General features: G+C 48.4%; 21 protein-coding genes. All 21 read left to right on the forward strand.

Going from position 1 to position 22,347, the window contains the following annotated elements; all coding sequences use genetic code 11:
• Positions 1 to 247 precede the first annotated feature (247 nt).
• The 21 genes from spoIIE (at position 248) to lysS (ending at position 21,587) form a co-directional block, all read left to right on the forward strand.
• Positions 248 to 2,734 carry a stage II sporulation protein E gene (gene spoIIE / locus J2S00_RS17035; RefSeq protein WP_370875895.1) on the forward strand — a complete coding sequence of 829 codons (2,487 nt, stop codon included), beginning with the start codon at positions 248 to 250 and terminating at the stop codon, positions 2,732 to 2,734.
• A 91-nt stretch (positions 2,735 to 2,825) separates the two neighbouring features.
• Entirely contained in the window at positions 2,826 to 3,563 is a 738-nt protein-coding gene (locus J2S00_RS17040; protein WP_307342634.1) for a vWA domain-containing protein, read from the forward strand.
• A complete protein-coding gene (gene prkT, locus J2S00_RS17045) occupies positions 3,526 to 4,530 on the forward strand; it encodes a serine/threonine protein kinase PrkT (protein WP_307342637.1) in 1,005 nt (334 codons plus the stop codon). The genes J2S00_RS17040 and prkT overlap by 38 nt, the downstream gene beginning before the upstream one ends.
• A gap of 53 nt (positions 4,531 to 4,583) precedes the next feature.
• A complete protein-coding gene (gene tilS / locus J2S00_RS17050; protein ID WP_307342640.1) occupies positions 4,584 to 6,026 on the forward strand; it encodes a tRNA lysidine(34) synthetase TilS in 1,443 nt (480 codons plus the stop codon).
• A complete protein-coding gene (gene hpt, locus J2S00_RS17055) occupies positions 6,020 to 6,562 on the forward strand; it encodes a hypoxanthine phosphoribosyltransferase (protein WP_307342643.1) in 543 nt (180 codons plus the stop codon). The genes tilS and hpt overlap by 7 nt, the downstream gene beginning before the upstream one ends.
• Before the next feature lie 87 nt (positions 6,563 to 6,649).
• On the forward strand, positions 6,650 to 8,674 hold the full coding sequence (ftsH, locus tag J2S00_RS17060) for an ATP-dependent zinc metalloprotease FtsH (RefSeq protein WP_307342646.1): 2,025 nt from the start codon (positions 6,650 to 6,652) through the stop codon (positions 8,672 to 8,674).
• 85 nt (positions 8,675 to 8,759) lie between these two features.
• Entirely contained in the window at positions 8,760 to 9,524 is a 765-nt protein-coding gene (locus tag J2S00_RS17065; protein WP_307342649.1) for a type III pantothenate kinase, read from the forward strand.
• Between the two features lie 34 nt (positions 9,525 to 9,558).
• A complete protein-coding gene (gene hslO, locus J2S00_RS17070; RefSeq protein ID WP_307342653.1) occupies positions 9,559 to 10,464 on the forward strand; it encodes an Hsp33 family molecular chaperone HslO in 906 nt (301 codons plus the stop codon).
• A 116-nt stretch (positions 10,465 to 10,580) separates the two neighbouring features.
• Positions 10,581 to 11,513, forward strand: coding sequence for a cysteine synthase A (gene cysK, locus J2S00_RS17075; protein ID WP_307342657.1), 933 nt, complete (start codon positions 10,581 to 10,583; stop codon positions 11,511 to 11,513).
• A 208-nt stretch (positions 11,514 to 11,721) separates the two neighbouring features.
• Positions 11,722 to 12,132 (forward strand): GntR family transcriptional regulator, encoded by a 411-nt coding sequence (locus J2S00_RS17080; protein WP_307342659.1) that lies wholly within the window; start codon positions 11,722 to 11,724, stop codon positions 12,130 to 12,132.
• On the forward strand, positions 12,132 to 13,244 hold the full coding sequence (locus J2S00_RS17085) for a DUF5808 domain-containing protein (RefSeq protein ID WP_307342662.1): 1,113 nt from the start codon (positions 12,132 to 12,134) through the stop codon (positions 13,242 to 13,244). The genes J2S00_RS17080 and J2S00_RS17085 overlap by 1 nt, the downstream gene beginning before the upstream one ends.
• Positions 13,245 to 13,307: 63 nt before the next feature.
• Entirely contained in the window at positions 13,308 to 14,873 is a 1,566-nt protein-coding gene (locus J2S00_RS17090; RefSeq protein WP_307342664.1) for an anthranilate synthase component I family protein, read from the forward strand.
• The gene (gene pabA / locus J2S00_RS17095) at positions 14,870 to 15,451 is read left to right on the forward strand and encodes an aminodeoxychorismate/anthranilate synthase component II (RefSeq protein ID WP_307342666.1); all 582 of its coding nucleotides are present in this window, start codon (positions 14,870 to 14,872) and stop codon (positions 15,449 to 15,451) included. Before J2S00_RS17090 ends, pabA begins: the two co-directional genes overlap by 4 nt.
• A 15-nt stretch (positions 15,452 to 15,466) precedes the next feature.
• Entirely contained in the window at positions 15,467 to 16,348 is an 882-nt protein-coding gene (gene pabC / locus J2S00_RS17100; protein ID WP_307342669.1) for an aminodeoxychorismate lyase, read from the forward strand.
• The gene (gene folP, locus J2S00_RS17105; RefSeq protein WP_307342672.1) at positions 16,345 to 17,187 is read left to right on the forward strand and encodes a dihydropteroate synthase; all 843 of its coding nucleotides are present in this window, start codon (positions 16,345 to 16,347) and stop codon (positions 17,185 to 17,187) included. The genes pabC and folP overlap by 4 nt, the downstream gene beginning before the upstream one ends.
• Entirely contained in the window at positions 17,180 to 17,560 is a 381-nt protein-coding gene (gene folB / locus J2S00_RS17110) for a dihydroneopterin aldolase (protein WP_307342702.1), read from the forward strand. The genes folP and folB overlap by 8 nt, the downstream gene beginning before the upstream one ends.
• Positions 17,557 to 18,093, forward strand: a complete 537-nt coding sequence (gene folK / locus J2S00_RS17115; RefSeq protein WP_307342675.1) for a 2-amino-4-hydroxy-6-hydroxymethyldihydropteridine diphosphokinase — start codon at positions 17,557 to 17,559, stop codon at positions 18,091 to 18,093. Before folB ends, folK begins: the two co-directional genes overlap by 4 nt.
• Positions 18,036 to 18,305 carry a helix-turn-helix domain-containing protein gene (locus J2S00_RS17120; protein WP_307342679.1) on the forward strand — a complete coding sequence of 90 codons (270 nt, stop codon included), beginning with the start codon at positions 18,036 to 18,038 and terminating at the stop codon, positions 18,303 to 18,305. The genes folK and J2S00_RS17120 overlap by 58 nt, the downstream gene beginning before the upstream one ends.
• Positions 18,280 to 19,272, forward strand: coding sequence for a tRNA dihydrouridine synthase DusB (dusB, locus tag J2S00_RS17125; RefSeq protein ID WP_307342681.1), 993 nt, complete (start codon positions 18,280 to 18,282; stop codon positions 19,270 to 19,272). The genes J2S00_RS17120 and dusB overlap by 26 nt, the downstream gene beginning before the upstream one ends.
• Before the next feature lie 187 nt (positions 19,273 to 19,459).
• Entirely contained in the window at positions 19,460 to 19,936 is a 477-nt protein-coding gene (gene greA, locus J2S00_RS17130) for a transcription elongation factor GreA (protein WP_307342684.1), read from the forward strand.
• A 160-nt stretch (positions 19,937 to 20,096) separates the two neighbouring features.
• Entirely contained in the window at positions 20,097 to 21,587 is a 1,491-nt protein-coding gene (lysS, locus tag J2S00_RS17135) for a lysine--tRNA ligase (RefSeq protein WP_307342687.1), read from the forward strand.
• Positions 21,588 to 22,347 lie beyond the last annotated feature (760 nt).

The following is a 22,347-nucleotide window of genomic DNA, read 5'->3' on the forward strand; positions in this document are numbered from 1 at the left end:
CTGTGATCATATACGTTTAAATAAATGCTGAAGGGCTGTTTCCCATTTGACGGGGGCAGCCCTTTTATCATGATTGCAAGCTGTGGTGTTCATTCTTGTTCATCCGACAGCCCCCTGGCTTTTTAGCTGTTTCACCGGAAATATGTCGAGCGTTTTTTTAAGCCGGCCTCCCCATTTTGACAAAATTTAGACTTGAAAGGGGTTATAATGGGTACCACTCCGATATGAAACAGGTGGTGGATAAATGATGCGCAAACTGGAACCAAGTTTTTCCCATTTCTTGACACAGGCCACAGCAGAAAAGAAGGGAGGGTTGGAGCGGCTGCGAATGCTCGCGCTCAAACTAAAGCAAGGTTTGTATAAACACTGGGGATTGGCCATCTTTGTCGCAGGCTTCTTGTTAGGACGGGCTTTGATTATCGGTGAGCTTGCTCCGTTTGTCATTCCATTTATTGCTGTGGTCTATCATTTACGCCGGGACAAGCTCTTGTTGGCCTCACTCAGTACCCTCTTGGGCGCGCTTAGCCATGAACTGGCTTCTCCGTTTAAAGTGCTGATGGCCATTCTATTCTTTGTGGGGCTGCAAAAAGTGCTGGAACGCTGGCACAAAGGTGCGTTAAGTTACACACCAATCGCTGTCTTTATCGCAGTTTTATTGGTTAATCTCGGTTTTGCTTATGTGCAGGAGTGGACAGGCTATGTCGTCTTGATGGCTGCTGTGGAAGCTTTGCTCAGTTTGGTTTTAACCCTCATTTTTGTGCAGAGTATTCCGTTAATCACCCACCGGAAGAGGAAAACGCCGTTAAGAAACGAAGAGCTGGTTTGTCTGGTTATTTTGCTGGCCTCACTGATGACTGGAACGGTAGGTTGGGTAGTGATGGACCTTTCCCTGGAACACGTCTTGTCCCGGTATGCCATTTTAGTTTTTGCCCTGGCTGCGGGTGGGGCAATCGGAGCGACTGTGGGTGTGGTAACCGGGATTATCCTTAGCCTGGCTAACGTAGAGGCCATGCTGGAAATGAGCTTGTTGGCCTTTAGCGGTTTGTTGGGCGGTCTGTTAAAAGAGGGCAAGAAAATTGGTGTGGCCCTGGGTCTTTTAATCGGCACATTACTGATGGGCTTGTATATAGGGGAGACAGGGTTATGGGCCACATTTTATGAATCGGTTGTGGCCATTATGCTCTTTTTCTTGACACCTAAATCTGTGTTTGCCACGATATCTAAATATATTCCGGGAACACCTGAACACGCTTCCATGCAACAAGATTACATGAAGCGTCTGCGGGACGTGACAGCCAAGAAAGTCGAGCAGTTTTCTGATTTGTTTCAGCAGCTGGCTAAAAGCTTTTCTGCCCAACCTATGGAGCAGGATGAGGAGAAGCTCCGTCATGTGGATCTGTTGTTAAGTCAAGTAACGGAAAATACGTGCCAGGTGTGTTTTAAGAAAGAGCAGTGTTGGAAAACCAAGTTTCAGGACACCTATCAGCTGATGGGCAAGTTAGTTGACCAGATAGAAGATCATGGGGAGCCTTCACCATCCTTGGGCAAAGAGTGGAGCCACCATTGTGTCAAAGCACATAAAGTGACAGAATTGGTGGAAGCTGAGGTGGAGAAATATAAAACCTATCTGAAATACAAGAAACTGTGTCAGGAGTCCAGGCGGCTGGTGGCTGACCAATTGTCTGGAGTGTCCACTGTGATGAGCAACTTTGCCCGGGAAATCAAACGGGAAGGAGAGGGTCATCATGTGCAGGAACAGGTGGTATTGGATGCCTTAGAGGAAGTGGGGTTGTCCATTCGTTATGTAGATATTATTTCACTGGATGAAGGCAATGTGGACATTGAGCTGAGCCTGCCCTTGGCTTACGGGCGGGAAGAATGTGAAAAAATTGTGGTTCCCCTTCTTTCCGGTCTTGTGGGCGAACCGATTATGGTGGATAAAGAAGAGAGTGTATTTGAAGCGGGGGGCTATTGCAAGGTGCGCCTTATCTCAGCCAAACGTTTCAAGTTGTCAACGGGGGTTGCCAGTGCAGCCAAGGGAGGCGGTCTTTTGTCCGGTGACAGTTTCAATACGATGGCCATTGGTCCGGGGAAGTATGCGCTGGCCATTGCTGACGGGATGGGCAATGGGGAGCGTGCCCATGAGGAGAGTAAAGAAACCCTGACCCTCCTGCAACATATCTTACAGTCGGGCATCGAAGAAACGGTAGCTATTAAATCGATTAATTCCATCCTTTCCTTGCGTTCTCCGGAAGAAGTGTTTTCAACCCTTGATCTGGCTGTTGTGGATCTGCACACGGCACACACCAAGTTTATTAAGATCGGCTCTACACCAAGCTTTATCAAGCGCGGAAACCAGTGTTTCACCATTGCCGCCCATAATTTGCCCATAGGGATCTTACAAGAAATAGACGTGGATGTGGTCAGTGAACAGTTAAAGGCAGGGGATTTGCTGGTGATGGTGACGGACGGGATTTATGATGCACCACGCCATATTGAAAATAAAGAGCGGTGGATGAGACGCTTGATTGCTGAGATCGAGACAACAGATCCGCAGGAAGTGGCAGATCTATTGCTGGAAAAAGTGATCCGGTTCTCCCAAGGTCAAATCTTGGATGACATGACGGTTGTTGTGGCCAAAGTGGAGCGCAATATACCAGAATGGTCTACCATTTCGCTGGCCCACATCCCCAAATTGAGAAAGACAAAAGGAGAGCTGCTAGCTTCAACATAATATATGAGACAGTGAGTTTAATAGAGCACAGGTATGGAACAGCCCCTCCTTGGTCAATGCTGGTAATAATAGCAAAAGGAGGGGTTTTAGTATGAGCGAAGGAACATTAAAACAAATCTTGTTAATCACGGATGGTTGTTCAAATGAAGGTAAAGACCCTGTGGCCGTGGCCGCCATGGCCAGGGAACAGCAGATAACAGTGAATGTGATTGGCATTCTTGATGACGGGCAATTGGGTGAGCAGGGCATTAGGGAGGTACAGGAGATTGCCGCAGCAGCTGGAGGCATCCATCAGGTAGTATACAGCCGCGAGCTGCCTAAAACGGTGCAGATGGTGACCCGTCAGGCGATGACACAAACAATCCAGCAGGTTGTTAATAAGGAATTGCAACAGATTTTGGGACGGGAACAAAGTGTGGAAGCCCTCCCGCCAGATAAGAGAGGACAAGTGGTGGAAGTAGTGGAACATCTGGGTGAAACGCTGGCTTTGGATGTGCTTATATTAGTCGATACCAGCGCTTCCATGAAAAACAAAATCCCAGCTGTTAAACAAGCGTTGCGGGATTTGAAACTATCATTGCAATCCAGGACAGGAGAAAACCGTTTTTCGTTGTGGACCTACCCCTATGCCGGTGGTTACGCCTATAAACATATGGACTTTTCCACTGAACTGGACGCTTTGGACAGGGCTTTTGGCCAATTGACAGCCCAAGGAACCACGCCGACCGGGCCGGCTTTGGAGGAAGTGCTGTACTATTTTACTGGCCTCACCTTGTCCAAGAGGCGGGATGATGATGATGAAGGGATGTTACGCCGCTATGTTTTCTGATCCTGAGCGGATTGCAGGGAAGTGGAATGGGCGGGTGTATAGGGTAAAAAAGGAATTGGGCAGGGGCGCCAACGGTGTTGTTTATTTGGTGAATCACCAGGGGCAATCCTTGGCATTGAAAGTGGGCCGTGACACGTTTTCTCTTACATCAGAAGTGAATGTTTTGAAGCATTTTCAAAAAGCCCAAGGACAAGTCCTTGGGCCTTCCCTTTATGATGTGGACGACTGGGCCAGCAGGGAAGGGCTCCGGCCGTTCTATGTGATGAATGTGATTGAAGGGGATCCTCTGCTTTGTTTTATTAAAGACCGGGGAGAGGAATGGTTGCCAGTTTTGGTTGTACAGCTCTTGGGGTTTCTGGATCAGTTACATCAACAAGGGTGGGTGTTCGGAGACTTGAAACCGGAACATTTGTTGGTCACAGGACATCCACCCCGTTTGGCTTGGTTTGATGCCGGCGGTGTCACCCGTATCGGACGGGCCATAAAGGAGTATACGGAATTGTATGACCGCGGATCGTGGGGCATGGGTGACCGCAAAGCAGAACCGGGATACGATTTGTTTAGTGTAGCACTGATTGTGATGCACTGTGTCAGGGGCAAGCCTTTAGTTCCAGGCCCGCACCCTGTACACACCCTGGAGCAAGCTTTACAAGAGACAGAGCATCTGCTTCCTTATCAGGGGATTGTCCGGCGGGCATTGTCAGGTCGGTACAGCTCAGCCAGAGAGATGAGGCAGGATTGGCTGATGGCCTGGCGGAAACTGCACCAGGGGCGACTAAAGACTAAACAAAAGGGCAGAGCGGGGCGCAAGAGGAGCACCCTGGCTGGGGCCAGTTCAGCAGTGAAGCAGCAGAGAGGTAAAAAACGTTCATTTCTGAAACGATTGGGCAAAGTGATCTCTTTTCTGTGTGTCTCATCTTTTCTGATCTTTTTGTTTGCTCTATACTTATTCTATCAGGCGTTATAGAAATCGAGGATATGTGAGGTACAATGGAGTTAAAGCAGATCGACCAGAGGGTATTGACAACAATTAAGGAATATCAACTATTAGTGCAGGGCGATCGGATCTTGGTTGCTGTCTCCGGAGGTCCTGATTCTATGATGCTGCTGCACTGGTTATGGCGCTTTAAGACAAAGTGGGGTCTTGAATTGATCGCGGTCCACCTCAACCATCAGCTCCGCGGCAGAGATGCTGACCTCGATCAAGCCTATGTGGAAAAGATGTGTGCCACATGGGGCATTCCTTGTGTCGCTGAAAAGCGGGATGTAGCCCGTTACGCCCAGGAAAACAGCCTGAGCAAGCAGGTTGCCGCCCGGGAATGCCGCTACGCTCTATTTGAGCAAGTGGCCCGTTTACAGAAGTGTAACAAGGTGGCTGTTGCCCACCATGCTGATGATCAAGTTGAAACGGTGCTGATGCGCCTCATCCGGGGAACAGGACCCGCTGGTCTGTCCGGTATGCGCCCCAAACGTGCTCTGGCAGAGTTTCATTCCCTGACCGGATGTGAGCTGATTCGGCCCTTACTCGCTTTGTCCAAGAGGGAGATTGAGCGCTACTGCCAGGTATTTGAACTAAACCCCCGTTTGGATCACACCAATCTGACAGATGATGATACGCGTAACTGGATCCGCCATCATCTTGTCCCCAAAATGAAAGAGTTGAATCCCAATCTGTCCTGTGTAATCCAAGATATGAGCCACCTTGTCGCTGAGGATGATGACTATTTGACCGAGCTGGCCAAGCAGAAAGTGGATCACATTATCGACCAGGGTGAGGACCAACACATTCGTCTCAAGCTGCCTGAGCTGCGCCAGTTACCTCTTCCTTTACAAAGGCGAGTGATTTTACTACTATTAAATTATCTGTCTGGTGATCATCACTGGAAAAAAGTTCATATTGACAGTATTTTGAAGTTGGCCAAGAGAGAAGCGGGGCATCAAAAGCTGTATCTTCCTGAGGGTATTAATGTGGAGCGTCATTATGATTTGCTGCTGGTCCACAAGCGTGGGCCCACTCATACTGATCCCCGGTTTCAGTTTTGTTATGAGATATCTGCTCCAGGTACATATCAATGGGCTGAGCTGCCTTTCAGTTTGATAATCGAAAAGCGGCCTCGAAATTTGCACCGGCCTGTGGACAGGGGTAAGCAGGAAAACGCTCAAGGTGACATCTATCAGGCCGATTTTGATGCAGCAGATCTGCACTTTCCTCTGCTCATACGCAATCGCAGGGCCGGTGATAAGATGCAGCCGTTGGGGATGAAGGGTCACAAAAAGGTGAAAGATATTTTTATTGACAGCAAAATACCCCGATACCAACGTGAGCTATGGCCGATTATTCTTGATCAGCAGGGTGTGCTCTGGATTCCCGGGCTTAAGCGGTCAGACAGGGCCAAAGTAACTGAACAGACACAGGAGTTATATGTGCTGACGATGAAAATGAGGGAGGGTTTTTGGTGTTAGAGGATATTAAAGAAGTACTGATCACGGAAGAGCAAATCGCCCACAAAGTAAAGGAACTGGGGAGCAAGCTGGCGGAGGAATACCGGGATAAAAATCCGCTGGTCATCTGTGTATTAAAGGGCGCCGCACCGTTTATGACCGATCTTGTCAAACATATGAACATCCATTTGGAAATGGACTTTATGGATGTGTCAAGTTACGGCAACCGGACTGAATCATCGGGGGAGGTTAAAATCATCAAGGATTTAAATACCACTGTGCAGGGGCGGCATGTACTGATAGTGGAAGATATCATTGACAGCGGATTGACCTTAAAATATCTGGTTGACCTGTTGCGTCATCGCAAAGCCGAATCGGTTAAAATTGTCACTTTGCTGGATAAGCCTCACCGGCGCAAAGTGGACTTGAAACCCGACCTGACCGGTTTTGAAGTGCCAGATGAGTTTGTAGTGGGCTATGGTCTGGACTACGCCGAGAGATATCGTAATCTACCCTTTATCGGGGTATTGAAACCAGAGGTGTACACCGCCGAATAAACCTTGAGGGGCATGAATATCATATGGTACAATATGATATGGTTTGTTTAGCGAGGCTGTTGTTGTACCCGCGAGAGGAGGTAAGGAATGAGTCGTTTTTTCCGGAATACCGCTTTTTACTTGCTTATTTTTCTCGTTGTTGTCGGCTTATTCAGTTTTTTGAGCGATAACCGGGAAGAAGCGCAAGAAATTAATTATCATCAGTTTATCCAATATTTGGAGGATGGGCGCGTCGACAAGCTGCATGTTCAAGCCGATCGCGGTGTGTGGTACATCGAAGGGGAATATGAGAGCGCAGTCGGGGATACAACCCGTTTTTATACATACGCTCCAATGAACTTTAACGAAGTCATTGAACGGATTAACCAAGCGGGTGTCAACTTAACTTATGAACCTGCCCCTGGTGACCCGATCTGGTTAACTTTTTTTACTACATTAATCCCGTTCCTGTTAATATTCATTTTGTTTTTCTTCCTGATGAGCCAGGCCCAGGGTGGCGGCAATAAAGTGATGAACTTTGGCAAGAGCAAAGCCAAGCTGATTCAGGAAGATAAGAAGAAAGTCACTTTCAAAGATGTGGCTGGTGCAGATGAAGAAAAACAAGAACTGGAAGAAATTGTACAATTCCTGAAGGATCCTCGCAAATTTTCCCAGCTTGGGGCTCGCATTCCTAAAGGTGTGTTACTGGTTGGCCCCCCGGGGACCGGTAAAACCTTGCTCGGGCGAGCAGTGGCGGGAGAAGCGGGTGTTCCCTTTTTCAGTATTTCAGGCTCTGATTTCGTGGAGATGTTTGTTGGTGTAGGGGCCTCCCGGGTGCGTGATTTGTTTGAAAACGCCAAGAAAAATGCGCCGTGTATCATTTTTATTGATGAGATTGATGCGGTCGGCCGCCAGCGCGGGGCTGGTTTGGGCGGCGGTCATGACGAGCGGGAGCAGACGCTAAACCAGTTACTGGTTGAAATGGACGGTTTTGAAGCCAATGAAGGGATTATTATTATGGCAGCGACTAACCGTCCTGACGTGTTAGACCCTGCTCTCTTGCGCCCAGGCCGATTTGACCGGCAAATTACGGTGGATCGTCCGGACATTAGAGGGCGCGTGGAAGTGCTCAAAGTCCACGCTCGCAACAAGCCTCTGGCTACAGATGTTGATCTTGAGGTGATCGCTAAGCGCACACCCGGCTTTGCGGGAGCTGATTTGGAAAACTTGCTCAATGAAGCGGCCCTTTTGGCTGCTCGCCGCAATAAAAAGGAGATCAGTATGACTGAGGTGGATGATGCCATTGACCGGGTCATTGCTGGGACTGAGAAGCGCAGCCGCCGGGTCTCCGAAAAGGAACGGAAAATTGTGGCCTATCACGAGTCAGGGCACACCATTGCTGGTTACTTCTTGCCCAATGCGGATCTGGTGCACAAAGTGACGATTGTTCCCCGTGGGCAGGCTGGCGGCTATATGGTGCCGATTCCCAAAGAAGAACGCTTTATTTATACCGAACCTGAATTAAAAGACCGGATTGCCGGTTTGCTGGGCGGACGTGTCGCTGAAGAGATTGTTTTTGGCGAAGTGAGCGTAGGCGCCACTGACGACTTCCGCAAAGCAACAGGGCTCGCCCGGCGGATGGTGACCGAGTTCGGTATGAGTAAATTGGGGCCACTGCAATTTGGCGAGTCCCAGGGCCAGGTGTTCCTGGGCAGAGATATCGGCCATGAGCGCAATTATTCCGAACAAATTGCCTATGAAATTGATCAGGAAGTACGCCGCATTATTAATGAACAATACGAACGATGCAAAGAATTGTTGATTAAGTACCGCGACAAGCTGGAACAGGTTGCCCAAACCTTACTTGAAGTTGAAACATTGACTGCTGATCAAATCAAAGAAGTGATTGAAACGGGTAAGCTGTCCAGCAAGCCGTTCGTAGATAAAGAGAAACAATCCCAAGAGAGCAGGCAACCGGAAACAGACCACAATGGAGGGGCAACTGAGGCGAAAGAGGATGTTAAAGTCCACATTCACTCCAAAAAAGAGGAAGCGTACCGCCCCCAAGACAAACAAGAAACGGTGCAGCCTGATGAACCGGAGCACAAGGATCAACCCAAAAAAGAGGAATAACAAGCTGTCATATAAGCGAAGAAATGTGTACAATAAGGGGAGAGCGCAAACGCTCTCCTTTTTTAGTGAGATAGAGGTGAGAGGTATGATTTTTGTCATCGATGTTGGCAATACCAATATTGTACTGGGTGTTTATCAACAAGACCAATTGACTCATCACTGGAGGATTAATACACACAAACAGCAAACGGAAGATGAATACGGCATGTTGGTCAAAGGATTGTTTCGCGAGGCAGGCCTTTCTCCCTTGGATGTACGCGGCATTATCATTTCTTCCGTTGTGCCGTCGCTCATGTTTGCTTTGGAACGTATGTGTACCAAGTATTTTAAGCAAACCCCGCTGGTAGTGGGCCCAGGGTTAAAAACCGGACTGGCCATTCAGTATGAAAATCCCAAAGAGGTTGGGGCGGACAGGATTGTCAATGCAGTGGCTGCTTTGGAAGAGTATACGCCTCCCCTAATTATTATTGACTTTGGTACGGCCACCACCTTTTGTTATGTAGATGAAAAGGGACATTATTTAGGAGGGGCGATTGCACCTGGTGTGCAGATCTCAACCGAAGCGTTATATCAGTATGCCTCCAAGCTGCCCCGTATTGAACTTAAATTTCCCCGGCGGGTAATCGGCCGCAACACGGTGGAGGCCATGCAAGCCGGCATTTTGTACGGTTATGTGGGACAAGTGGACGGCATTATTGAAACGATGATGGAAGAAAAAAGCCAGCAGCCTACGATCATTGCTACTGGGGGATTAGCAGAGATTATTGCCCAAAAATCAACCTACATTCAGCACGTGGATCCTTTTCTAACCTTAAAAGGCTTGTATTTGTTGTATCAGCGCAACAGGTGATGAAGTGTCCGCCACAAGGAAGGAGGTGCAGAAGATGAACGACCAATCTCAGGACTATCTGGTTAAGGCCCTTGTTTTGGAAGGAAAAGTGCGTGTTTATGGGGTGAAGAGCACCCGGCTGGCCGAAGAATGCCGTCGTCGGCAGGACACCTGGCCTACAGCAACAGCCGCGCTTGGACGCACCCTGTCTGTCGGGGCCATGATGGGGGCCATGCTCAAGGGTGAAGAAAAACTGACCATCCGCGTGGCAGGTAATGGACCACTAGGACGTATTATTGTCGATGCCAACGGCAAGGGAGAGTTGCGGGGCTTTGTCTCCAATCCCCATGTTGATCTGCCTTTGAACGCTCAAGGCAAACTGGATGTAGGCGGGGCTGTTGGCTCCCAAGGCTATCTCTATGTTACCCGGGATCTTGGTTTGAAGGAGCCTTATCAAGGTTCCAGCCCCTTGGTCAACGGAGAGATCGGAGAGGATTTTACCTATTACTTTGCCCAATCGGAACAGACCCCTTCGGCTGTAGCGGTGGGGGTGATGGTGAATCCTGATCATTCGGTGAAAGCGAGCGGTGGCTATATCATTCAACTTTTGCCAGGTGTTGATGATCAGTTTATCACGCAGCTGGAAAAAAGGCTGACAGAGATTCCAGCGGTCTCTCAAATGGTGAATCAGGGCTACACACCTGAGCAGATGATCGAAACTGTATTTCCACAGGAGGAGATCAAGTGGCTGGAGCAGATGCCCATTCGTTTTGCCTGCCATTGCTCCAAGGAGCGGGTGAAAGAGGTATTGACCAGTCTGGGTAGGGGAGAGTTACAAGGAATTCTGGCTGAACAGGGCCAAGCGGAAGTGAGTTGTCACTTTTGCGGTGAGACCTACCACATCTCAAAAGCTGAGCTGAAACAATTAATTACCCAACAGCAGGATGAGGAACAAACATAATGTTTACCTAAAGTTCACATTTTTACGATTGACGCGGGAGCCAACCGTGATAAAATAGGTGTAAGAAAATAAAACATATCAAGTTACTTGGTTTTAAGTATGAAGGAGGTATCACCATGCGTGTGGCCAATACCATTACGGAGCTCATCGGACAAACCCCTTTGGTCAAACTGAACAAGCTTGTTGGAAGTGAAGATGCTGACGTCTATGTGAAATTGGAATGGTACAATCCGGGAAGCAGTGTGAAGGACCGGATTGCCATGGCCATGATTGAGGAGGCCGAGCGGTCAGGCCAATTGCGGCCGGGGATGACCATTCTTGAACCAACCAGTGGCAACACGGGGATTGGTTTGGCCATGGTGGCGGCAGCCAAAGGCTATAAAGCCGTTCTGGTCATGCCTGATACGATGAGTATGGAAAGACGCAATCTTCTTCGCGCCTTTGGGGCCGAACTGGTGCTCACTCCCGGGAAGCAGGGCATGAAAGGAGCCATTCAAAAAGCAGAGGAATTATTGGCTGAGCACGACGATTATTTTATGCCCCAACAATTTACGAATCCGGCCAACCCCAAGATTCACCGGGAAACCACAGGACAGGAATTGTTGGAGCAAGTGGGTGACCAAGTTGATGCCTTTGTAGCTGGTATTGGAACCGGAGGAACGATCACTGGTGCAGGCCAGGTCTTAAAGGAGAAATTCCCCAATCTACACATTGTTGCTGTAGAGCCGGAAGATTCGCCCGTTTTGTCTGGAGGTGAGCCCGGGCCGCACAAAATTCAAGGTATTGGCCCCGGCTTTGTGCCTGACATTCTGGACACGTCCATTTATAACGAAGTGATCACCGTCTCCAATGAGACCGCCTTTGAAACTGCCCGGCGGCTGGCCAGGGAAGAGGGGATCCTGGGCGGCATTTCCACCGGCGCCAATGTATATGCCGCTTTAGAAGTGGCCAAGCGTTTGGGCAAGGGGAAAAAAGTAGTCACGTTTTCACCCAGCAACGGGGAGCGTTACTTGAGCACGCCGCTGTATCAATTTGAAACAGAGGAGTAGAGAGATTTTCCTGTGTCATAAATTAATTAAGAGAGTGGGATACAAAACAAGGCCGTTGATCGCAGGTGATCAGAGGCCTTTTCTTTTTTCCCCGCGGGACACTGTTTCCAGGCTGGCCGGAGAACTGAAACAAGCATGTGTATATTGTATATATACAGCATACAATTTATAATAGAGTTAATAAACGCCTGGCCTTAGCAGGTGATAGATGGTGTTAATCCATATTAACTTTGATTTGCCAATCCCGATCTATGAGCAGATTGCCAGTGAAATTCGGCGCCTGATCTTTGAAGGGCAGCTCAAAGCAGGTGATTCATTAGCTTCAGTCAGACAAGTGGCGAATGACTTAGGTGTCAACTTAAACACGGTTGCTCAAGCCTACCGTTTGCTGGAGAAGCAAGGTCTTGTTCAACTTAGGCGCGGTTCTGGCGCCACTGTGACCGGCAACCGTATCCATGCCGCATATGAAGGGCTGTTGAAAGAGCAGTTGCGCCGCACGCTGATTGATCTGTACATGCTGGGCTATACAGACCAAGAGGTACAAAAGATGATTGATCACCAGCATGCTCTTTTGCTAGAGGCAAGGGAGAAGCTTGCGGAAAGGGAGGGGGAAAATTAATGTGGTGGTTTGTCTGTGTTGTGTTTGGTGTTGTCTTCATCTTTAATACTTGTTTGTTTAGCTATATTCCGGTAGGCAGAAAGGAGCAGGCTTACTTTGGGGTACGCGTGGCGCCGGAGTTTTACCAGAGTGCTGAGGGAAGGGGCTATTATAGCCGCTTTTTAACCTGTTTTCTCCCGGTGACAGCGGTTCCATTTGGGATCTGTGTTCTGCTCTTGTTTGCCGCTCCTTTGTGGGGGATGGTGGTGGCTCAGATGGTGTTAGTTGGCCAACTGGTGTGGTTTATGGTGCTGTATGTGCGTTTTCACAAAGCGGTCAGTCCATTTGAACAGGAACGGGTACCTAACCGCCGGGGACGGGTCAGTGTCTCTATCAGACCCCGTTTAAGCCGGGAGTATGTTTATCCCGCCTGGGAAAGTCCGGCTTTGCTCTTGTTGTCCATGATGTTAGGGGTGACAGGTTATCTGTATCCGCACTTGCCGGAGATCATTCATACGGTGTACCACTTAGCCGGAGCTGAAGTACCCATAGGACGGGCCAGCATCTGGACCATTCCCCTGCTGGCGATGTTTTATTATGCGGCCGTTACGATTTTCCAGCGGTTTATCCCTCTGGTTAAGCTCAATTACCCCTCCCGTCAGACTGAGGAATATGAGGATTTGGTGCACAAGCGTATGGTCCTGAATAGCAAAGCAGCCGCGGTCACGAAGGCTGTCTTGATGCTCATCTTTATCGTTTTACAAATCAACAAATTAATGGAACACCTAGGGATAGCAGGGAGCGGGTTATGGTTTGGCCTCAGCATGGGCCTGTTATGGATTGGCGGCATAACAGCGTTCATTATCTATTACCTAAAACATCAGCACATCCAGGAACAGATTGAAAAAATATGCACCTCAGATCATCCAGATCCCCAATTACAAGAGTCAAACTACCGGATGTGGTATTTTGGCTATGTGTATTACAATCCCGATGATCCGTCCATTTTTGTGGAGCGAAGACGAGGAGCCGGGGTTGATCTTAATTATGCCCAGCCGATCAGTTGGGCTTACATCGCTGGGATGGTGACGATATTCCCTACGCTTTTCTTGTCGCTGCGTGTATTTGTATAATGTATTATTGTTTTGAATAAAGTAAAATGAAACTATCAGTCCAAGTATGAGTGGAGTGTCAGCATGATGTTTAAACCAGCATTAGGGGAGCTAAAAACCAAACTGAAAGACCACCATACCTATTTTCCCTTGGCCTTAAAGTTTGATTTTGATCACCAGTATTGGTTTGCTCTATATCGGCATCTGACACAAGGCCTGCATTACCATGTACTCTTAGAAAGCGGCCGGGCTGGCCGTTACTCTGTGATGGCCTGCCAACCGGTTTGTGTATTGAAAGGAAAAAATAAGGAACTGGTGATCACTGAGCTGAATGGGCAGGAACAGCCGGTACAACAACAGGTGCTGCGAGGGAACCTGCTTGATCTCCTCCGCCGATGGACGGCTTCCCGCCAGGCCCCCGCTGTCAATGATTTGCCACATTTTTGCGGGGGGCTGCTTGGTTTTTTCAGTTACGATTTGACCCGGGAAATTGAGCGTCTGCCCCAATGGAGCCAGGATGATTTAAAACTGCCGGACATCTACTTACTGGTGTTTGAGCGAGTTTTAGTGTATGATCATGAGCAAGATCAACACTGGCTGGTTGTTTGCCAACGAAGTAGCGGTGATCTTGAGCAGAATTACGCCGAGGCCAAAGCCTGTTTGCTCCAATGGCGGGACCAACTTGTGGCAGTGGCCAACACCCTGCAACACCAAGGAGAGCAGGAGGAAACGACGCGTACACTAAGTTTGTGGCGTCATCATTCTCAACAGCAGGATCAGAGACAAGACATTCACCCGTCCTTTTCTAAGGAAGCCTTTATTGATGCCGTGCAAAAAGTGCGGGATTACATTGCCGCTGGCGATGTTTTCCAGGCGAACCTGTCCGTCCGCCAGTCCCGCCCCCTGTTGGTGCCCCCTGTACAGGTTTATAAAGCCTTGCGGGAGATTAATCCTTCGCCGTACATGGGGTATCTTCATTTTCCCGACATGCAGGTGGTCTGCGGCTCTCCGGAGCAGCTGATCCGCTTGAAAAGGGGCCAGCTGAATACCCGCCCCATTGCCGGTACCCGGCCCCGGGGGATGAACCGGGAAGAAGATTTGCGCCTGGCCCGGGAACTGATTAATCACCAAAAGGAACGGGCGGAACATGTGATGCTGGTCGATTTGGAGCGGAATGACCTGGGCCGGGTCTGCCGCTTTGGCAGTGTCAAGGTGACCGAATTTATGGTTATTGAGGAATACTCCCATGTCATGCACATTGTTTCTAATGTGCAGGGACAATTGGCAGCAGGAAAAGATGCCATTGATGTGATTCGGGCTGTGTTTCCGGGGGGAACGATTACCGGGGCCCCTAAAGTGAGGACGATGGAAATCATCGAAGAATTGGAACCGGTCCGGCGGGGCCTTTATACCGGCTCCATCGGCTGGATTGATTTTAACGGCGACATGGAGCTCAACATTGTCATCCGCACCCTTCTGGCCAAGGATGGCTGGGCCCATGTCCAAGCCGGTGCAGGCATTGTCATCGATTCGGTGCCTGAAAAAGAGTATCAGGAATCATTAAACAAAGCGAAAGCGTTGTGGAAAGCGTTAGAGCAGAGTGAGGCCAGGGTGAGCCTGAGCTTAGTTGAGGGAGGACGAGAAAGATGATTGTCATGATCGATAACTATGATTCGTTTACGTATAACCTGGTCCAGTACTTGGGAGAATTAGGTGAAGAACTGCACGTTTACCGCAATGATGCCATTGATTTACAAGGCATTCAACGGCTAAACCCTGATTATATCATGATTTCTCCAGGGCCCTGCACCCCCAATGAGGCAGGCATCAGCCTGGATGTGATCCGCCATTTTGCCGGGAAAATTCCCATTTTCGGGGTTTGTCTGGGCCACCAGTCCATTGCCCAAGTGTTCGGGGGCAAAGTGGTCCGGGCCGAGCGGGTGATGCACGGCAAAACCTCTCCGATTTATCACGACGGAAAAACAGTGTTTGATCAGGTTCCTTCGCCGTTTGAAGCGACGCGCTATCATTCCTTGATTGTGGACAAGGAAAGTTTGCCGTCTGAACTGGAAGTGAGCGCTTGGACGGAGGAAGGAGAGATTATGGCCATTCGCCACAAGCACTTGCCCATTGAAGGGGTGCAGTTCCATCCGGAGTCGATTATCACCCAGCATGGCAAAACGTTACTTAAAAACTTCATCCAATACTATGCACCAAGTAAAACTTAAGGAGGTACAACAGGGATGTTCCTAATTCTTAACGGCGAAGTTGTTGCTCACGAACAGGCCACAATTTCTGTTTATGACCACGGTTTTTTGTACGGGGCCGGCTTGTTCGAAACGTTTCGCACATATAAAGGACATCCCTTTTTATTGGACGACCATTTGGCACGGCTGGAAAAGGGGTGCCGGGAAATCGGTTTGCCTTGGCAGGCGGACCGGGAGCGAGTTGTCTGGCAAATTGAACAGTTATTGAAAGCCAATAACCTGGAGGATGGCCGCTTCCGCCTGAATGTATCGGCTGGGGCGGCCCCCGTTGGACTGCCTTCAACCCCTTATGATAAAGTGACTGAGATTCTGTTCGTCAGCCCTGTGTCGCCAGCTCCGGACTATAAGATATTACGCACTGTCTCCGTCCGCCGCAATGAACCGGAGGGAGATGAGCGCTGGAAATCCCACCATTTTTTAAATAATCTTCTGGCCCAGCGGGAGGTGCCGGCCGGTGCTGAGGGTGTGATGCTGACCAAAAGTGGCAAAGTAGCCGAAGGAGTGGTCAGCAATCTGTTCTTTGTCAAACAGGGAAAGTTATATACCCCTGCCTTGTCCACAGGGATTTTAAATGGCATCACCAGGCAGTGGGTGTTAGCGATGTCTGCTATACTAGGGATTCCGGTTGAAGAAGGGGAGTATGACCTTGCTTTTGCCCAGGAAGCAGACGAGGTATTTATCACCAACTCGGTGCAAGAGCTGGTGGCGGTCACCCAGTGGGATGAGCGGTCCTATCCCTGCCCCTGCTCCCACTTGGTCACCCAGCGTTTACGTGATTGTTATAACCGGTATAAGACGAAGCTATGGTCCATTGACGAGATTGGTGCATATTCCATAGACAAGGGTGAACACAGATGACAAGAGGCAAAATCAAAGCAGGTCCTTATACCCTGGACTTTTCTCAACAAACATATGTTATGGGGATTTTGAATGTAACACCGGACTCATTTTCTGACGGCGGGAAGCATCAGCGTGTGGATCAGGCGGTTGATCATGCCGCCCGGATAATCACTGATGGGGCGGACATTATCGATATTGGCGGGGAATCCACCCGCCCCGGGGCGACACCGGTGCCTGAGGAAGAAGAGCTGGAGCGGGTCATCCCTGTTGTAGAAGCCCTGGCCTCCCGCTTTGACGTTCCCCTCTCCGTTGACACCTATAAAGCCAACGTCGCCAGGGAAGCACTTAAGAAGGGAGCCCACATCATCAATGATGTGTGGGGGGCTAAAGCGGACGAGTCCATGGCCCAGGTGGCAAAAGAAACCGGGGCGCCCATTATTCTGATGCATAACAGGCATAACAAAGACTACCAGCATCTGATCAGGGACATGATCAATGACTTGTATGAAAGCATTCAGCTTGTGCGCCAAGCAGGTGTGAAAGAGGAGCAAATCATCCTTGACCCGGGCATAGGCTTTGCCAAAACGTACGAGCATAATTTAGAAGTGATGCGTTCACTGGATGCGTTCACCGCCTTGGGTTACCCGGTGCTTTTAGGCACCTCCCGCAAATCGATGATCGGCCATACGCTCAATTTGCCTGTTGATCAGCGGGTGGAAGGCACGATTGCCACTGTATGTCTGGGTATCGCCAAAGGGTGTGCCATTGTCCGGGTTCATGATGTCAAAGAAGTATGCCGAGCCGTGAAGATGATGGATGTGATGCTGGGCAGGAAAGGAGGCGGCCAGCATCGATAAAATTGTCTTTCAAGGCATGCAGTTTTATGCCTATCATGGTGTATTTGCGGAAGAGAATAAACTGGGGCAGTCTTATATTGTGGATGTGGAGGCCTACCTTGACCTGAGTGCGGCCGGCCAATCTGACCGCCTGGAAGATACCATTGATTACAGTCTGATTTACCAACTGGTGCAAGGAATCATGGCAAGAAAAGTGTACCGTTTAGTTGAAGCGGTAGCAGAAGATATTGCCGGCCAAATACTTGATACGTTTGAGCAGGTTCAGGCAGTGAAGGTCAAGGTAACCAAGCCCACCCCTCCCATTCCCGGACATTATGCCGGTGTTGCCGTGGAGATTAAGCGCAACCGGGATGCCGGAGGGGATACTTCATGAGCACACTTCCTTTCTACTTGGCTTTGGGCTCCAATTTGGGACAGCGGGAAAGCTATTTGCAGCAGGCCTTAAATCACATAGCCGATCATCCGGATATGCGGCTCAACCAACTGTCCTCCATATATGAAACGGCTCCTGTAGGGTATGTGGAACAGCCTGCTTTTCTCAATATGGTGGTCAAAGGAGAGACGTCACTCCCCGCTCAAGAGCTGCTTCATTTCATCCAGTCTATCGAAAAAAAGCTGGGTAGGACCAGGGATGTGCGCTGGGGCCCCCGTACCATAGATATTGACATGTTGCTATATGATCATATATCTTTAAAAACGGAACATCTTGAACTTCCACACCCCAGAATGACCGAGCGTGCGTTTGTGCTTGTTCCATTAGCTGAAATCGCGCCTAATATGGTAATTCCTGGTACTTATCAGCCTGTCCGTCATCTGCTGGAACAGGTGAACAGAGAGGGTGTAGAGAAGTGGAAGAAGATCGGCTTTATGCTTGGGGAAGACGGATACGTGCATTTCGCAAGTTGAAGGGTTATACACAGAAGGAACTGGCCCGTGCCTTGCATGTATCGGTTTCTGTTTTAGGTGCCGTGGAGCGGGGATATAAAGCACCGTCTCCCGAGTTTTTGGCAGAGATTGCACAGGTCCTGGAGGTCGACCTCCAGGAGTTAAAAGGGGATATGGATCAAGAAAATGGGGAAAGGGGTGACAATGATGACGCTTCAAATCGCCCATATTAAATTTAAAAACCCGGTGGTGTTGGCGCCTATGGCCGGGGTGTGTAACCCGGCATTCCGCTTGATTGCCAAGGAGTTTGGTGCGGGGCTGGTCTGTGCGGAAATGGTGAGTGACAAAGCCCTCATTCACGGCAATTTACGTACCAAAAAAATGCTGTATGTGGATGAGCGGGAAAGACCCATGTCCTTGCAAATTTTTGGCGGCGATCGTCAAACACTGGTTGAAGCGGCCAAAATCGTGGATAAGCAGACCAATGCGGATATTATTGACATTAATATGGGCTGTCCAGCACCCAAAATTATCAAGTGTGATGCTGGGGCCAAGTGGCTGCTTGATCCGAATAAAGTTTACGAGATGGTTGCTGCTGTGGCAGACGCCGTAGAAAAACCGGTGACGGTTAAAATGAGAATCGGTTGGGATGAGGAGCATATTTATGCGGTCGAAAACGCGTTGGCTGCCGAACGGGGAGGGGCCCAGGCCGTGGCTGTGCACGGACGCACCCGTGCCCAAATGTATGAAGGAAAGGCACGCTGGGACGTGATCAAACAAGTGAAAGAAGCAGTTAACATTCCTGTTATTGGCAACGGAGATGTGGACTCCCCACAGAAAGCGAAGCAAATGTTGGATGAGATCGGCGTTGATGGGGTGATGATCGGACGTGCGGCCTTGGGCAATCCATGGATGCTGTATCGCACAGTTAAATACTTGGAAGAAGGAAAGCTATATCCAGAACCAACGCCCAAAGAACGGATTGATATTTGTCAATTGCATATGGATCGTCTCATCGCTCTCAAAGGAGAGAAAATTGCCATCCAAGAGATGCGTAAGCATGCCTCGTGGTACATTAAAGGTATCCGCGGGGCGGCCAAGATCCGCAATCAGATTAATCAAGCTGAAACAAGAGATCAACTGCTTTCCATCCTGTATGATTTCGTTGCTCCATTTGAAGAACAGGCACAAGCGGTTTAATATCCTATTGACATGAGCAAAGGTTTAACCTATAATACGGTAAGATTTTCTAGAATGAACTGCCAGTTGATCAACCGACTGGCAGTTTTTCTACAACTAGCTTCCTTTATATTCTGAGCCTAGTCTAAGTGGCCAACCTCCCACGTATATGACTAGGAGACTTTTACGATGTTTGGGGGAGTCCATCATGTCAGAAAAGGAAACTATCCTTACAGCTGAAGGATTAAAAAAACTGGAGCAAGAGCTGGAGCATCTTAAATCGGTAAAACGCAAAGAAGTGGCTGAACGTATCAAGCTGGCCATCAGCTATGGAGATATTAGTGAAAACTCTGAATATGACGATGCCAAAAATGAGCAAGCGTTTATTGAAGGTCGTATTATCACTTTGGAAAAAATGCTGCGCAATGCACGCGTCATACAGGATGATGAAGTGGACACTGAAATTGTAGGTATTGGTTCTCGTGTCACCTTAAAGGATCTTGAATTTGATGATGTGGTGGAATATACAATTGTGGGATCTGCAGAATCCAACCCGTCGGAAAACCGCATCTCTAACGAATCCCCGGTCGGCCAGGCCTTGCTTGGCAAACGCAAGGGGGATATCGTTGATGTGAACGTGCCAGCTGGTGTGATCCAGTATGAAATTTTAGATATTAAAAGATAAAGATGATGGGGGAGAACCACAACAGGGGTATCTCCCTCTTTGTGGCTTTTAGCGTTGTAATGAACGTGGTATAGTAATACTAGTTTGTTAGCTAGTTGTGAATGAGGATACAACTGTAAATTTATCTCTTGTTGGGCAAAAAGAAGGAGTTGAACTCGATATGAGTGAGGAATTAAATGATCAGTTACAAGTACGCAGACAAAAAATGCAAGCGTTACGTGAGCAGGGCATTGATCCATTTGGACATCGTTATGACAGACAGGACTATTCCCAGGATATATTGGATCGCTATGACCATATTCCTAAAGAAGAGTTAGACCCACAAGAGCACGAAGTTCAAATCGCTGGTCGCATCATGACCAAAAGAGGTCAGGGAAAAGCAGGTTTTGCCCATATTCAGGACCTAAAAGGGCGTATCCAGATCTATGTTCGCCTGGACCAAGTAGGGGAAGAGGCATATGAATTATTTAAACAAGCTGACTTAGGGGATATTGTGGGCATACAGGGCACCGTGTTTAAAACCAAACGGGGTGAAACAACGGTAAAGGCCAAAACCTTTGTTTTGTTAACCAAGGCATTGCGTCCTCTCCCTGATAAGTATCATGGATTAAAAGATGTAGAACAGCGTTACCGCAAACGCTACGTTGATTTGATTATAAATCCGGAAGTGAAGCAAACCTTTGTGACACGCAGCCGCATTATCCAAGCTATTCGCAACTATTTGGACAAGCTTGGTTTTCTGGAAGTAGAGACCCCCACATTACATACCATTGCCGGGGGAGCAGCTGCCCGTCCGTTTATTACCCATCACAATGCCCTGGATATGGAATTATATCTGCGTATTGCCATTGAGTTGCACCTAAAGCGCTTGATCGTGGGCGGCATGGAGAAGGTCTATGAGATTGGCCGCGTTTATCGCAATGAAGGCATCTCCACCCGTCACAATCCTGAGTTTACCATGTTGGAACTGTATGAAGCTTATGCTGACTTTGAAGATATTATGGAACTGACGGAAAAACTGATTGAACATGTGGCTTTGGAAGTGCTGGGAACCACGACCATTACTTACGGTGAACATGAGGTCAACCTGGCCACACCATGGAAGCGGGTCTCCATGGTTGAGGCGATAAAAGAAGTAGTCGGTATCGACTTTTCTCAACAGATGAGTGATGAAGAGGCACGTGCCTTAGCTGATGAGCATGGTGTAGAGATTGAAAAACACATGACTTTTGGCCATATTGTCAACGAGTTCTTCGAGCAGAAAGTGGAGGGCACCCTGATTCAGCCCACTTTTGTATATGGTCATCCTCTGGCCATTTCACCATTGGCGAAAAAGAATGACAAGGATCCTCGCTTTACTGATCGTTTTGAGCTGTTTATTGTGGGACGGGAGCATGCTAATGCCTTTACCGAATTAAATGATCCGATCGATCAACGGGAGCGATTTGAAGCCCAGTTAGTTGAACGGGAAAAAGGGAACGAAGAAGCTCACAGTATGGATGAAGATTTTATAGAGGCTTTGGAGTATGGTATGCCTCCAACCGGCGGGTTAGGAATTGGTATTGACCGTTTGGTTATGTTGTTGACTAATTCTCCATCTATTCGTGATGTCTTGCTTTTCCCAACGATGAGGGAGAAGGATAATACTTAGAATTTAAGAAGTTATGTTTTGCAATTAACAGTATGAGCTTTCGAGGGAGGATATTCTCCCTCATTATTTATAAAGAAATTTGTATTTCGAATCTTCGTCTTGTGCGAAAATGATTAATATAAGCTTCCTGTACAGGAGGCCTTTAAATGCCCGTTAAAAAAAGTGTTCTTTACATGGTGTATGCGGTTTGTTGGTTGGTTCCCTTTTGGTTGTTGGATATTTAATTTCTCTTTTGAAACACAGCATGACCAGCACGGGTCACTCTATGCCCTAACGCTTTACACAAACTTATTGTATGTTGCCATTTATTTTTATTTGCCGCCCGTTTTTGCTATTTTTCCTGCTCGTATTAAGGAGCCTATTTCTCAAGCGGGAGGGCTGATCTTTAGGTGTGCTGTCTTTATGATATTTAACAAAATAAGCGATGACTATGTTCCCATAAAAAGGTATTAAATTAGGGGCTTGAATTCTGTTTAAGTCTGTGCTATATTATTATTCGTCGCTACGATGACGATATAATGACGAGCACACGACAGGACCTTTTATCGTTGTGCTTTTTAAAATTGAAGTTGACTCATGCTTCTTAGCATGTTATTATCAGGATTGTCGCTTCAAAACAGCCGACTTAAAACGTTGCGTCCTGCAACGTCGGCACTAGCGCGTCGGAACCTTGAAAACTGAACAAAGCACAAGCGTGCGAGGCTCATTCCTTTGGGAATGACTTTTACGGAGAGTTTGATCCTGGCTCAGGACGAACGCT

The organism is Caldalkalibacillus uzonensis (assembly GCF_030814135.1).
In the GTDB taxonomy this organism is placed as follows: domain Bacteria; phylum Bacillota; class Bacilli; order Caldalkalibacillales; family Caldalkalibacillaceae; genus Caldalkalibacillus; species Caldalkalibacillus uzonensis.